A 14,034-nucleotide genomic window follows, 5' to 3' on the forward strand; every position below is an offset into this window, starting at 1 on the left:
AGCATGGCCTGTCCGGTCGCGTCGCGGTAGCCTCCCATCCGTTTGAGACGACGTGATCCTGCAGAACCCGTTTGTCGAGTTATCCGAGCACTCTAGCATAGCTTCACAACCTGGTAATCGGCCATATAAAAACACAAAGAAAAGGCTCTAACTCAATGCTTTCAGAAGAAAAACAAAATCTAATCTGACCGTTCGATCAACAAATCTCGTTTGTCGGACGATCCGCCCAAACAGGTTTGGTGGTAAGCTCGCCGACCATGAATACCTACAGCTCCCGCCCCGTTGTCCTCTGTCTCTCCGGCCACGACCCCAGTGGCGGCGCCGGCTTGCAGGCAGATATCGAAGCCCTGATCGCCCAAGGCTGTCACGCTGCACCTGCAGTGACCGCCCTGACCGTGCAGGATACCGTCAACGTTTCCGACTTCCGCGTGCTCGACCGCGAGTGGGTGCTGGCCCAGGCTAACGCCGTGCTGGCCGACTCCACGGTGGCCGCCGTCAAGCTGGGCATGCTCGGCTCGATCGACATGGTCGACACCGTCGCCGAACTGCTGGCTGCCCACCCGCACCTGCCGCTGGTCTGCGACCCGGTGCTGCGGGCCGGTGGCGGTGGCCGCCTGGGCAAGGACGAAGTGGGTTATGCCCTGCGCGAACGCCTGCTGCCGCTGGCGACCATCGCCACGCCGAACCTGCCCGAAGCACGCATCCTCGCCGAGCTGCCTGAAGGCACCGCCGACGAATGCGCCGAAAAACTGTTGCCGTTCTGTAGACACCTGCTGATTACCGGCGGTCACGGCGACGAAGTCGAAATTCACAACCGCCTGTACACCCAGGACGGCCAGCAACACACCTGGACCTGCCAGCGCCTGCCAGGCAGCTACCACGGTTCGGGCTGCACGCTGGCCAGCGCCCTGGCGGGCCGCCTGGCCCTCGGCGAACAGCTGGAAAGCGCCGTGCGCAGCGCCCTGGACTATACCTGGCGCACCCTGCGTGATGCCGAGCAGTTGGGCAAAGGCCAGTTCGTGCCGCGCCGCCTGCCCCTGGACTTCTGCTCCTGATACGAGGCCTTCAATGAAGCTACGCGGTCTGTATGCCATCACCGACAGCCAGCTGCTCGCCGGCCGTTTCCTGTCCCATGTCGAGGCGGCCCTGGACGGCGGCGTGTGCCTGCTGCAGTACCGCGACAAAAGTGACGACGCGGCGCGCCGTCTGCGTGAAGCCGAAGGGCTTATGAAGCTCTGCGAGCGCTACGGCACCCAATTGCTGATCAACGACGACGCCGAACTGGCCGCACGCCTGGGCGTCGGCGTGCACCTGGGGCAGACGGACGGCCCGCTGACCCCGGCCCGCACCCTGCTCGGCCGCCAGGCGATCATCGGCTCCACCTGCCACGCCAGCCTCGAGCTGGCCGCCCAGGCCGCCAGCGAAGGCGCCAGCTACGTGGCCTTTGGCCGCTTCTTCAACTCCGTCACCAAGCCGGGCGCGCCCGCTGCCAACGTCGACCTGCTGGAGCAGGCCCGCGCCCAGGTGAAACTGCCGATCGCGGTGATCGGCGGCATCACCCTCGACAACGCCGCCCCGCTGGTCGCCCATGGCGCCGACCTGCTGGCGGTGATCCACGGCCTGTTCGGTGCCGACAGCGCGCAGGAAGTCACCCGCCGCGCCCGCGCCTTCAATGCCTTGTTCGCATCCTGATTTCGAGAGAACTTCCATGTCCCGTTCCGAAGACCTGTTCGCCAAAGCCCAGAAGCACATCCCCGGTGGCGTCAACTCGCCGGTCCGCGCTTTCAAGAGCGTTGGCGGCACGCCGCTGTTCTTCAAGCATGCCGAAGGCGCCTATGTCGTTGACGAGGACGACAAGCGCTACGTCGACTACGTTGGCTCCTGGGGCCCGATGATCCTCGGTCACGGCCACCCGGACGTATTGGACTCGGTACGCAAGCAACTGGAGCACGGCCTGTCCTATGGCGCACCGACCGCCATGGAAACCGACATGGCCGACCTGGTCTGCTCGCTGGTGCCGTCCATGGAAATGGTGCGCATGGTCAGCTCGGGCACCGAAGCCACCATGAGCGCCATCCGCCTGGCCCGTGGCTACACCGGCCGTGACGCCATCATCAAGTTCGAAGGCTGCTACCACGGCCACTCCGACAGCCTGCTGGTAAAAGCCGGCTCCGGCTTGCTGACCCAAGGCGTGCCAAGCTCGGCAGGCGTGCCGGCGGACTTCGCCAAGCACACCCTGACCCTGCCGTTCAACGACATCGCCGCGGTCGAGAAGACACTGGCAGAAGTCGGCCAGACCGTGGCCTGCATCATCGTCGAGCCGGTGGCTGGCAACATGAACTGCGTCCCCCCGGCGCCGGGCTTCCTCGAAGGCCTGCGCGAGCAGTGCGACAAGCATGGCGTGGTGCTGATCTTCGACGAAGTGATGACCGGCTTCCGCGTCTCGCTCGGCGGTGCCCAGGGCCACTATGGCATCAAGCCGGACCTGTCCACCTTCGGCAAGATCGTCGGCGGCGGCATGCCGGTCGGCTGCTTCGGCGGCAAACGTGAAATCATGGGCTGCATCGCTCCGCTCGGCCCGGTCTACCAGGCGGGCACCCTGTCGGGCAACCCGCTGGCCATGGCCGCCGGCCTGACCACCCTGAAGCTGATCAGCCGCCCAGGCTTCCACGCCGAACTGACCGACTACACCAGCCGCATGCTCGACGGCCTGCAGCAGCGCGCCGATGCGGCTGGCGTACCATTCGTCACCACCCAGGCCGGCGCCATGTTCGGCCTTTACTTCAGCGGCGCTGACGACATTGTCACCTTCGAAGACGTGATGGCCAGCGATGCCGAACGCTTCAAGCGCTTCTTCCACCTGATGCTCGACGGTGGCGTGTACCTGGCGCCGAGCGCGTTCGAGGCGGGCTTCACCTCCATCGCCCATGGCGACAAGGAGCTGCAAATCACCCTGGATGCGGCTGAAAAGGCTTTTGCAGCGCTGAAATAAGCAGCTGCTCCCCTTTGTGGGTGCAGCCTTGTGTCGCGATTGGGCCGCAAAGCGGCCCCAGCGATTGATGCATTTTTGCTGAAATTATGGGGCTGCTGCGCAGCCCTATCGCGACACAAGGCCGCGCCCACAGCGGCTGGTAGAGGCAACAAAAGACCGCGCACAATCAGCTAACGCCCCCAACCAAGCAGAAATTCGAGTAAAACTTTGTAAGGTTGGCGCTGCTTATCCCATAATGTGCCACCAGAGACATTGGCCGCAGCTTTGCAGAGGTAAGTCGATCCCCATGAACCGCACCGGCCGCGCCCTGACCCTGGGCTGCCTGTTGCTTCTTCAGCCCCTGCTGGCCTTGGCGGAGGGCGGTAACTCGTTGCTGATTCCGGCGACGGGCCGCTGCACCTTGAACGTTCAGCCTGAAGACCTGGCAAACGCCCTCAAGGCCTGTGAGCAGACGGCAACCGCGGGGGATGCCCAGGCGCAGTTCGAACTGGGCGAGTACTACTACACGCAAACGCCAAAAAAACTCGACAAAGCCCTGGACTGGTTCCAGAAGGCTTCGCTGCAAGGCCAGGCTGATGCCCAGTATCGCCTGGGTGCCATGTTCTTCCATGGTGAAGGGGTCAAGGCCAACAACGTACAGGCCTACATTCTGCTGAAGATGGCCGCGGTCAATGGCGCCGAAGATGCGCTGGACATGGCCGACGAAGTGACCGAGCAAATGCCCCGCGACGAGCTGGAGCATGCCACCCAGGTGCTCGGCCAGATCTTCCGCAAATACCTGCTGGAACTGCAGAACGCCGAAGGCCGCACGCCGTTCTCGCCACTCCCCTGAGGGTTACTTTTCCGGCATCGGCATCGGGAACGGCATGACATTGCCGCCACCCTTGGCTTCGCTGATTTTCGCCGTGCCCAGTCGCTCCACCTCATCGATGCGCACAATCGCATGCATCGGCACGAAACTGCGGATAACGCCCTCGAACTGGCTCTTGAGCTTCTCCTCGCTCGGGTCCACCACCAGTTGCGAGCGCTCGCCGAACACGAACTCCTCGATTTCCAGAAAACCCCATAGGTCGCTCTGGTAGATCTGCTTGGCGTACATCTCGAAGACCTGCCCCTGGTTGAGGAAGATCACTTTATAGATGGCAGGTTCGCGTTTGCTCATGTTCGACGGGATAACACATGCGTAAGAAAAGGCGGGCATCATAGCAGTGCCGGCCTGCTCGCGGGTAAACCCGCGACGAGGCCGGAACAGGCCGCACATACCGTTGAACGTTTCAGTGCTTTCGCCACTGCCATTCAAGGGTTATTCTTGAGTTCACATCCATCGCCGTCGAGCGGCTAAAAACGACCTTGAACGCACCCATAGAACCCCATCGTTTCATCCTCGAGCCCTTCGAGGCCCACCGTTTCGCCAACTTGTGCGGCCAGTTCGACGAGCACCTGCGCCTGATCGAACAGCGCCTGGCCATCGAAATCCGCAACCGCGGCAATCAGTTCGAACTGATCGGCGAACCCAGGACCACCTCCGCTGCCGAACAGCTGCTGCGCCGTCTCTACCGCGAGACCAAGGCCACCGACCTGTCGCCGGAAACCGTGCACCTGTACCTGCAGGAATCGGCTGTCGAGAACATCGACAACCCGGCCGTCAACGAGGTCAGCGTGTCGTTGCGCACGCGCAAGGGCAACATCCGCCCGCGCGGGCTCAACCAGCAGCGCTACGTGAAGGAAATCCTGGCCAACGACATCAACTTCGGCATCGGCCCGGCCGGTACCGGCAAGACCTACCTGGCCGTGGCCTGCGCCGTGGACGCGCTGGAGCGCGAACAGGTGCGCCGCATCCTGCTGGTGCGCCCGGCGGTCGAGGCGGGTGAAAAGCTCGGCTTCCTGCCCGGCGACCTGGCACAGAAGATCGACCCGTACCTGCGCCCACTGTACGACGCGCTGTACGAAATGCTCGGCTTCGAGCACGTGGCCAAGCTGATCGAACGCCAGGTGATCGAGATCGCCCCGCTGGCCTACATGCGTGGCCGCACCCTGAACAACAGCTTCATCATCCTCGACGAAAGCCAGAACACCACGCTGGAACAGATGAAAATGTTCCTCACCCGCATCGGCTTCGGCTCCACGGCGGTGATCACCGGTGACATCACCCAGGTCGACCTGCCACGGGGCACCAAGTCGGGCCTGGCACACGTCATCGAGGTGCTCGAGGACGTTCCGGGTATCAGCTTCACCCACTTCCAACCCAAAGATGTGGTTCGTCACCCACTGGTGCAGCGCATCGTCGAGGCCTACGACCGCTTCGAAGGCCGCCAGAACAAGCCCGAGGCGCCCGGCAAAGATGCTTGAACTTGATATCCAACGGGCCACGGATGCCGCCGCCCCGGATGACGCCGCCTTCCGCCGCTGGTGCGAACTGGCCCTGCGCCAGCGCACCGCCGACTCTGAAATGACCATTCGCCTGGTCGACGAAGCCGAAGGCCGCGAACTGAACCACACCTACCGGCACAAAGACTACGCGACCAACGTGCTGTCGTTCCCGGCCGATGTGCCCGATGACCTGCTCGATATCCCGCTACTGGGCGACCTGGTGATCTGCGTGGCGGTGGTCGAGCGCGAAGCGGCCGAACAGGGCAAATCGCTGGACGCGCACTGGGCACACCTGGTCATGCACGGTTGCCTGCACCTGCTCGGCTACGACCACATCGAGGATGAGGAAGCCGAGGAAATGGAAGGCCTGGAACGGGAATTGCTGGCAGAACTGGGTCACCCCGACCCGTACGCCGATGATGAAACCGACACAATCACACACTGATACACGAAGGATCACGAGAACCGCCATGAGCGAAGATCGATCGAGCAACGGGCAGAAGTCCTGGTTGGGTAAACTGACCCAGGCTTTTGCCCATGAGCCGAAAAACCGCCAGGAGCTGCTTGAGCTGCTGCGCGAAGCCCATCAGAACAAACTGCTGGACAGCGAAGCACTGACCATCGTCGAAGGCGCCATCCAGGTCGCCGACCTGCAGGTGCGCGACATCATGGTGCCGCGCTCGCAGATGAACAGCATCAAGGCAGGTCAGTCGCCACGCGAGTTCCTGCCGGCGGTGATCGACGCCGCGCACTCGCGCTACCCGGTCATCGGCGAAAGCCATGACGATGTGCTCGGCATCCTGCTCGCCAAAGACCTGCTGCCGTTGATCCTCAAAGAGAACGGCGACAGCTTCAACATCAAGGACCTGCTGCGCCCGGCCACCTTCGTGCCCGAGTCCAAGCGCCTGAACGTGTTGCTGCGCGAGTTCCGCGCCAACCATAACCACATGGCCATCGTCATCGACGAATATGGCGGTGTAGCGGGCCTGGTCACCATCGAGGACGTGCTTGAGCAGATCGTCGGCGACATCGAGGACGAGCACGACGTCGAGGAAGACAGCTACATCAAGCCGCTGCCCAGCGGTGATTTCCTGGTCAAGGCGCTTACCCCGATCGAGAACTTCAACGAGTTCTTCGACAGCGAGTTCTCCGATGACGAGTTCGACACGGTCGGCGGCCTGGTGATGAGCGCCTTTGGCCACCTGCCCAAGCGCAACGAAACCACCGAGATCGGGTCTTACAAGTTCCGTATTCTCAACGCCGACAGCCGGCGGATACACTTGCTGCGCCTGACCCCGATCACCCGTTAAGGACAAACATGCGTTGGATCACCCGCCCCGGCTGGCCCGGTAACCTGCTGGCCCTGGCGGCCGGTGCTTCCACCCTACTGGCCTTGGCGCCGTTCGACATCTGGCCGCTGGCCGTGCTGTCCATCGCCATGCTCTACCTCGGCTTGCGCGAGCTCAGCCCGCGCCAGGCCATGTGGCGTGGCTGGTGGTTCGGTTTTGGCCTGTATGGCGCTGGCACCTGGTGGATCTACGTCAGCATGAACACCTATGGCGGCGCCTCGCCGCTGTTGGCCATTCTGCTGCTGTTGGCGTTTTTCGCCGCCCTGGCGTGGTTCTTTGCCCTGCCCACCTGGTTATGGGCGCGCTGGCTACGGCGCAACGAAGCGCCACTGGCCGACGCCCTGTGCTTCGCCGCCCTGTGGCTGCTGCAAGAGGCCTTCCGCGGCTGGTTCCTGACCGGTTTCCCTTGGCTCTACGCCGGCTACAGCCAGCTGGACGGCCCACTGGCCGGCCTGGCACCGCTGGGCGGCGTGTGGCTCATATCCTTCACCCTGGCCCTCACCGCTGCCCTGCTGTGCAACCTGCACCGCCTGCGCGCCCGCCCCTCGTTCCTGGCGGTGGCCACTGTACTGCTACTGGCCCCTTGGGTGCTGGGCCTGGCGCTCAAGGGCCATGCCTGGACCAAGCCGGCTGGCGACCCGCTGAAAGTGGCGGCAATCCAGGGCAACGTCGAGCAGGACCTGAAATGGGACCCGGCACACATCGACGCACAACTGGCGCTGTACCGCGACCTGAGCTTCAGCTCCAAGCCGGTGGACCTGTTGGTGTGGCCGGAAACTGCAGTGCCGGTACTCAAGGACCAGGCGCAAGGCTACATCGACGTGATGGGGCGCTTCGCCGCCGAGCGGCATTCGGCACTGATCACCGGCGTGCCGGTGCGTGAAGAAGTGCATCACCAGCGCCGCTACTACAACGGCATCACCGTCACCGGCGAAGGCGATGGCACCTACCTCAAGCAGAAGCTGGTGCCGTTTGGCGAATATGTACCGCTGCAAGACCTGCTGCGTGGCGCCATCGAGTTCTTCAACCTGCCCATGTCGGACTTTGCCCGCGGGCCGGAAGACCAGCCGCTGCTGCAGGCCAAGGGTTACCAGATTGCGCCGTACATCTGTTATGAGGTGGTCTACCCCGAGTTCGCCGCCGGTCTGGCCGCGCGCAGCGACCTGCTGCTGACCATCAGCAACGATACCTGGTTCGGCAAATCGATCGGCCCCTTGCAGCACCTGCAGATGGCCCAGATGCGCGCACTGGAAGCCGGCCGCTGGATGATCCGCGCTACCAACAACGGCGTGACTGCGCTGATCGACCCATTTGGCCGCATTACCACGCAGATTCCGCAGTTCCAGCAAGCCGTGCTGTATGGCGAAGTGGTGCCGATGCAGCAACTGACGCCTTACCTGCAATGGCGTTCGTGGCCGCTGGCGATTGTCTGTGCGCTGCTGCTGGGTTGGGCGTTGCTGGCAGGCCGCATAGCCAAAACCGTCTGATTGGCGATACGCGCTCCCACAGAGGGAGCGCGAGCCGGTGAATCAGTAGAACACCCGATACCCCACCAACCCCACCAATTCATTGAGCAACTGCCCGCTCTGCCACATCGCCCGACTCTCCGGCAGCAAACCGGCAAACGGCCGCGCATGATCGCGCCCCAGGAACCCCACCGGCGCCGACACCACCTCGAACCCCGCCTGTTCAAAGCTCCAGCGCGAGCGTTGCATGTGCCAGGCCTGGGTTACCAGCACCACCCGGCGAATCCCCAACGGCTGCAGCACCTTGGCCGTCAGCTGGGCATTTTCCCAGGTCGTGCGGCTGGCCTCTTCGCGCCACTTCACCGCGACAGCGAAGTCTTCCTGCAGGCGATCAGCCATCAGCAGTGCCTCACTGGGCGGCGTGCCGTAATGTAGCCCGCCACTGGTCAACACTGGCAGGCCCGAGGCCTTGGCCAATCGCGCAGCAAAGCGCATGCGCTCAAGTGCCGTCGCGGTGGGCTGGTCACTGCCACCCCAAGCCGGGTCGCCACGTTCACGTCCCGCGCCCAACACCACTATGGCATCGGCCCGGCTCGCAAGGCCCACCCAGTCGCCCACCGCCAACGGCGGCTCGGTCTCCAGCTGCCGAGCCGTTTCCTGCACCACCAGCGGCAGGCTCATCAACCATAAGCCACCCAATCCCACGGCAAAGCACAGCGCCGCCAGCCGTGGCCGCCGCGTACGCAGCCACCAAGCCACAAGCAGCAGCAGGAACAAGACGCCCGGCGGCATCAGCCATTGTTTGATGAAAAATCGGATCGGCATCGGCCACACCTCCTTCGCAGGCGTGCAGCCTAGAAGGATCGACGCCGGTCAACAAGTGCGCTCCGGCGTCGATCTGAGTTGTGTGATATTGAAGAACCGGCGCGCGATGGCCTGCGCCTGGCGTCCTGAACGGCTAGCGATGTGGCAGCGTCCTGGATCTCGCCGTACTGGCGGGGCGTTTCTTGTCCTTGAGCCAAATGATCTTGGCCGATGTCGGCTCCGCTTGTGGGTAACTGCCAACAGAGGCATTGTGGCGCTCCGGGAGGGATTCCAGGTAGGCCCTGATCACTTCGAACTCTGCGTGGCTCAGGCCACGCAACTCCAGCTCGGCTGGCATCTCGTCGCGCAATCGTACCGAGGTCCTGGCCACTTCCAGTGCCAGGCCAAGCCGGTCGATCAGGCGTTCGTAAAGCTCCGGTTTCATAGCGGGTAGCTGCGTCTCTCCCATCCGTTCACCTCATTGAAGATAAAGAATATCTCCCCCCACACCTGAGCTTAGCGGCGCTATGAAAAGCAGCCGGACGCCGCGACCAGCGGGCATTCGCAACGAAGGTTTCCCACGATGCACAGCGCTGCTGTATGCTACGGCGTTCACTCTAAACGACACCGGAGTGCCGGACGCAGCGAGGTTCCGCTGCCTGGAACAAGGTCTCTTCTCTCTCAGCCAAAAGTAGCCATGCACGAACAATACACGCCCCGTGATATCGAAGCCGCCGCCCAGAAGTTCTGGGACGAGCAACAATCGTTCGCTGTTACCGAACAGCCAGGCAAAGACACTTACTATTGCCTATCGATGTTCCCGTACCCGAGCGGCAAGCTACACATGGGCCACGTGCGCAACTACACCATCGGTGACGTGATTGCCCGCTACCAGCGCATGCTGGGCAAGAACGTCCTGCAGCCGATGGGCTGGGACGCTTTCGGCATGCCCGCGGAAAACGCGGCGATGAAAAACAACGTCGCCCCGGCCAAGTGGACGTACGAAAACATCGACTACATGAAGACCCAGCTCAAGAGCCTGGGCCTGGCCATCGACTGGGCACGTGAAGTCACCACCTGCAAACCCGACTACTACCGTTGGGAGCAGTGGCTGTTCACCCGCCTGTTCGAGAAAGGCATCATCTACCGCAAGAACGGCACCGTGAACTGGGACCCGGCGGACCAGACCGTACTGGCCAACGAACAGGTCATCGACGGCCGTGGCTGGCGTTCGGGCGCGCTGATCGAAAAGCGCGAAATCCCGATGTACTACTTCCGCATCACCGACTACGCCGACGAGCTGCTGGAAAGCCTCGACGAGCTGCCGGGCTGGCCTGAACAGGTCAAGACCATGCAGCGCAACTGGATCGGCAAGTCGCGCGGCATGGAAGTCCAGTTCCCGTACGACCAGGCCAGCATTGGCCATGAAGGTACGCTGAAGGTCTTCACCACCCGTCCCGACACGCTGATGGGCGCCACCTACGTCGCCGTCGCCGCTGAGCACCCGTTGGCCACCCAAGCCGCCCAGGGCAACCCGGCGCTGCAGGCGTTCATCGACGAATGCAAGAGCGGCAGCGTTGCCGAAGCCGACATGGCCACCCAGGAGAAGAAGGGCATGGCCACTTCCCTGCTGGTCGAGCACCCGCTGACTGGCGAGAAGCTGCCGGTATGGGTCGCCAACTACGTGCTGATGCACTACGGCGATGGCGCGGTCATGGCCGTGCCAGCCCACGACGAGCGCGACTTCGAGTTCGCCCACAAGTACAACCTGCCGGTCAAGGCCGTGGTGCGCACCAGCGCTGGCGATGAAGTCGGCAGCGAGTGGCAGGCCGCCTATGGCGAGCACGGCCAACTGATCAATTCCGCCGAGTTCGACGGCCTGGACTTCGCTGGCGCCTTCGACGCCATCGAAGCAGCCCTGATCCGCAAGGAACTGGGCAAATCGCGTACCCAGTTCCGCCTGCGCGACTGGGGTATCAGCCGTCAGCGCTACTGGGGCTGCCCGATCCCGATCATCCACTGCCCGTCCTGCGGCGACGTACCGGTGCCGGAAGACCAGCTGCCGGTCACCCTGCCGGAGAACGTGGTGCCGGACGGCGCCGGCTCGCCACTGGCGCGCATGCCTGAATTCTACGAATGCACCTGCCCGAAATGCGGCACCGCGGCCAAGCGCGAAACCGACACCATGGACACCTTCGTCGAGTCGTCCTGGTACTTCGCCCGCTACGCCTCGCCAAACTACGACAAAGGCCTGGTCGACCCGAAAGCCGCCAACCATTGGCTGCCGGTGGATCAGTACATCGGTGGCATCGAGCACGCGATCCTGCACCTGCTGTACGCGCGCTTCTTCCACAAGCTGATGCGTGACGAAGGCCTGGTGACCTCGAACGAGCCGTTCAAGAACCTGCTGACCCAGGGCATGGTGGTCGCCGAGACCTACTACCGTGTGGCCAGCAACGGCGGCAAGGACTGGTTCAACCCAGCCGATGTCGAAATCGAGCGCGATGCCAAGGCCAAGATCATTGGCGCACGCCTGAAGACCGACGGCCTGCCGGTGGAAATCGGTGGCACCGAAAAGATGTCGAAGTCGAAGAACAACGGCGTCGACCCGCAGTCCATGATCGAAGCCTACGGCGCCGACACCTGCCGCCTGTTCATGATGTTCGCCTCGCCGCCCGACATGAGCCTGGAATGGTCCGACTCCGGCGTCGAAGGCGCCAGCCGCTTCCTGCGCCGTGTCTGGCGCCTGGCTCAGGCTCACGTCAGCCAGGGCCTGCCAGGCAAGCTGGATGTTGCCACCCTGGACGACGCGCAAAAGGTCATCCGCCGCGCCATTCACGCTGCCATCAAGCAGGCCAGCACCGACGTGGGCCAGTTCCACAAGTTCAACACCGCCATCGCCCAGGTGATGACCGTGATGAACGTGCTGGAAAAGGCCCCGCAAGCCACCGAACAGGACCGCGCCCTGCTGCAGGAAGGCCTGGAAGCCGTCACCTTGCTGCTGGCGCCGATCACCCCGCACATCTCCCACGAGCTGTGGCAGCAACTGGGCCACGCAGGGTCGGTGATCGATGCCGCCTGGCCGAGCGTCGACGAACAAGCGCTGGTGCAGGACACCATTACCCTGGTGGTTCAGGTCAACGGTAAACTGCGCGGCCAGGTCGAAATGCCTGCCGCTGCCAGCCGCGAAGAAGTCGAGGCCGCTGCCCGCGGCAACGAGAATGTCCTGCGCTTCATTGATGGTCTGACCATCCGCAAGGTCATCGTGGTACCGGGCAAGCTGGTCAACATCGTCGCCAACTGATGAAAACGCCCACCCGCATTGGCTGCGGGTGGGCGGAACAGGCCCACAAGGGAGCAACAACATGATCAAACGCAATTTGCTGGTAATCGGCCTGGCGGTCATGCTGAGCGCCTGCGGTTTCCAGCTGCGCGGCACCGGCTCCACCGAGCTGAGCGTGAAGGAAATGGACGTCAGCGCACGCAATGCCTACGGCCCGACCGTGGTTCAACTGCGTGAAGTGCTGGAACGTAGCGGCGTCAACGTGCACGCAGGTGCACCGTATCGCCTGGTGCTGACCAACGAACAGGAGCGTGAGCGCTCGGCCACTTACAACAGTGGCAACCGTACCGCCGAGTACGAGCTGACCACAGAGCTGAACTACAGCATCCAGGGCCTGAATAACCTGGAGCTGATGAGCGACAAGCTGGAAGTGCGCAAGATCTACGTGCGTGACGGCTCGAACATCACCGGTTCCGAGCAGGAAGCCAACCGCGCCCGTGAAGAAATGCGCCGCGACCTGGTCAACGGCATGGTCGTGCGTTTGCAAATGCTGACCCCGTCCCAGCTGGACGAGCTGCAGCGTAAAGCCGACGAGCGCGCCAAAGCCGAAGCTGCCGCGTTGGAGGCTGCCCGCCGCCAGCAAGCCGAAACACCTCAGCAATCGCCACTGGAAGTACCGGGCAACTAAGCCCGTGCGGGGCGCCCTCGGGTGCCCCGCCTGTTCCCCATGAAGCTCGCCCCCGCCCAACTCAACAAGCACCTGCAAGGCGCCCTGGCACCGGTCTACGTGGTCAGCGGCGACGACCCGCTGCTGTGCCAGGAAGCCGCCGACGCCATCCGCAATGCCGCGCGGCAGCAAGGTTTCGACGAACGCCAGGTATTCAGTGCCGACGCCAACTTCGACTGGGGCACGCTGCTCCAGGCTGGCGCCAGCCTCTCGCTGTTCGCCCAACGCCGCCTGCTGGAACTGCGCCTGCCCTCGGGCAAGCCCGGTGACAAGGGCGCCGCCGCGCTGATGGAGTACTGCGCCAACCCTGCCGAAGACACCCTGCTGCTGATCAGCCTGCCCAAGCTCGACGGCAGTGCGCAGAAGACCAAGTGGGGCAAGGCATTGATCGAAGGCGCCCACTGCCAGTTCATCCAGATCTGGCCGGTGGATGTGCACCAGTTGCCGCAGTGGATCAACCAGCGCCTGCAACAGGCCGGTTTATCAGCACAGCGTGACGCCGTCGACCTGATTGCCGCCCGTGTGGAAGGCAACCTGCTGGCAGCCGCGCAGGAAATCGAAAAGCTCAAATTGCTGGCCGAAGGCAGCCAGATCACCGTGGAAACCGTGCAGGCCGCCGTGGCCGACAGTGCCCGCTTCGATGTTTTCGGCCTGGTCGATGCCATTCTCAACGGCGAAGCTGCACATGCGCTGCGCATGCTCGAAGGCTTGCGCGGTGAGGGTGTGGAGCCGCCAGTCATCCTCTGGGCCCTGGCCCGCGAGCTGCGTCAGCTGGCTGGGTTGGCCCAACAGTTCAGCCAGGGCGTGCCGCTGGACAAAGCCTTCAGCCAGGCCCGCCCGCCTGTCTGGGACAAACGCAGGCCGCTGGTCAGCAAGGCCCTGCAGCGCCTCTCGGCGCAGCGCTGGGCGCAGTTGCTGCAGGACGCCCAGCGCATCGATGCGCAAATCAAGGGCCAGGCCGAGGGATCGCCCTGGACGGGCCTGGCGCGGCTATCACTGTTGATGGCTGGGCAGCGCCTGACCCTCCCCCCTGAGTAATGGGG

At 63.5% G+C, this 14,034-nt stretch carries 14 protein-coding genes; 11 read left to right on the plus strand and 3 right to left on the minus strand.

Translation table 11 applies throughout. The annotated features are described in order from the left end of the window. Positions 1–257 precede the first annotated feature (257 nt). The 4 genes from DM807_RS11290 (at position 258) to DM807_RS11305 (ending at position 3,824) form a co-directional block, all read left to right on the plus strand. Positions 258–1,055 carry a hydroxymethylpyrimidine/phosphomethylpyrimidine kinase gene (locus tag DM807_RS11290; RefSeq protein ID WP_012274355.1) on the plus strand — a complete coding sequence of 266 codons (798 nt, stop codon included), beginning with the start codon at positions 258–260 and terminating at the stop codon, positions 1,053–1,055. A gap of 13 nt (positions 1,056–1,068) precedes the next feature. Next, positions 1,069–1,692 carry a thiamine phosphate synthase gene (thiE, locus tag DM807_RS11295; protein WP_012274356.1) on the plus strand — a complete coding sequence of 208 codons (624 nt, stop codon included), beginning with the start codon at positions 1,069–1,071 and terminating at the stop codon, positions 1,690–1,692. A 16-nt stretch (positions 1,693–1,708) separates the two neighbouring features. After that, the gene (gene hemL / locus DM807_RS11300) at positions 1,709–2,992 is read left to right on the plus strand and encodes a glutamate-1-semialdehyde 2,1-aminomutase (RefSeq protein WP_060494518.1); all 1,284 of its coding nucleotides are present in this window, start codon (positions 1,709–1,711) and stop codon (positions 2,990–2,992) included. 286 nt (positions 2,993–3,278) lie between these two features. Beyond that, positions 3,279–3,824, plus strand: coding sequence for a tetratricopeptide repeat protein (locus tag DM807_RS11305; RefSeq protein ID WP_012274358.1), 546 nt, complete (start codon positions 3,279–3,281; stop codon positions 3,822–3,824). Between the two features lie 3 nt (positions 3,825–3,827). Here DM807_RS11305 and DM807_RS11310 read toward each other — a convergent pair whose 3' ends face one another. Then, positions 3,828–4,154 carry a DUF1820 family protein gene (locus DM807_RS11310; protein ID WP_041166798.1) on the minus strand — a complete coding sequence of 109 codons (327 nt, stop codon included), beginning with the start codon at positions 4,152–4,154 and terminating at the stop codon, positions 3,828–3,830. Positions 4,155–4,342: 188 nt separating this feature from the next. Between DM807_RS11310 and DM807_RS11315 the strand changes: the two genes are divergently transcribed. Genes DM807_RS11315 through lnt form a run of 4 tightly spaced genes read left to right on the plus strand, consistent with a single transcriptional unit; the run spans position 4,343 to position 8,198 of the window. Beyond that, complete coding sequence (locus tag DM807_RS11315) at positions 4,343–5,341, plus strand: PhoH family protein (RefSeq protein ID WP_060494519.1); 999 nt, start codon at positions 4,343–4,345, stop codon at positions 5,339–5,341. Then, positions 5,334–5,807, plus strand: coding sequence for an rRNA maturation RNase YbeY (gene ybeY / locus DM807_RS11320; RefSeq protein ID WP_069942911.1), 474 nt, complete (start codon positions 5,334–5,336; stop codon positions 5,805–5,807). The genes DM807_RS11315 and ybeY overlap by 8 nt, the downstream gene beginning before the upstream one ends. Positions 5,808–5,832: 25 nt before the next feature. Next, entirely contained in the window at positions 5,833–6,672 is an 840-nt protein-coding gene (locus DM807_RS11325; protein WP_003249762.1) for a CorC family transporter, read from the plus strand. An 8-nt stretch (positions 6,673–6,680) separates the two neighbouring features. Further along, on the plus strand, positions 6,681–8,198 hold the full coding sequence (gene lnt / locus DM807_RS11330) for an apolipoprotein N-acyltransferase (protein WP_060514259.1): 1,518 nt from the start codon (positions 6,681–6,683) through the stop codon (positions 8,196–8,198). 42 nt (positions 8,199–8,240) lie between these two features. Here lnt and DM807_RS11335 read toward each other — a convergent pair whose 3' ends face one another. Both DM807_RS11335 and DM807_RS11340 read right to left on the minus strand, forming a co-directional pair. Beyond that, positions 8,241–9,002: a YdcF family protein gene (locus DM807_RS11335; protein WP_179027390.1), complete on the minus strand. Its 762-nt coding sequence runs from the start codon at positions 9,000–9,002 to the stop codon at positions 8,241–8,243. 133 nt (positions 9,003–9,135) lie between these two features. Then, positions 9,136–9,450, minus strand: a complete 315-nt coding sequence (locus DM807_RS11340) for a hypothetical protein (RefSeq protein ID WP_012274364.1) — start codon at positions 9,448–9,450, stop codon at positions 9,136–9,138. Between the two features lie 228 nt (positions 9,451–9,678). Here DM807_RS11340 and leuS point away from each other — a divergent pair, with 228 nt between their 5' ends. The 3 genes from leuS (at position 9,679) to holA (ending at position 14,029) form a co-directional block, all read left to right on the plus strand. Beyond that, entirely contained in the window at positions 9,679–12,285 is a 2,607-nt protein-coding gene (gene leuS / locus DM807_RS11345) for a leucine--tRNA ligase (protein ID WP_012274365.1), read from the plus strand. Positions 12,286–12,346: 61 nt separating this feature from the next. Next, positions 12,347–12,952, plus strand: coding sequence for an LPS-assembly lipoprotein LptE (locus DM807_RS11350; protein ID WP_012274366.1), 606 nt, complete (start codon positions 12,347–12,349; stop codon positions 12,950–12,952). 39 nt (positions 12,953–12,991) lie between these two features. Next, complete coding sequence (gene holA / locus DM807_RS11355) at positions 12,992–14,029, plus strand: DNA polymerase III subunit delta (RefSeq protein WP_041166601.1); 1,038 nt, start codon at positions 12,992–12,994, stop codon at positions 14,027–14,029. Positions 14,030–14,034 lie beyond the last annotated feature (5 nt).

It is taken from the genome of Pseudomonas hunanensis (genome assembly GCF_013393325.1).
Classification (GTDB): domain Bacteria; phylum Pseudomonadota; class Gammaproteobacteria; order Pseudomonadales; family Pseudomonadaceae; genus Aquipseudomonas; species Aquipseudomonas putida_P.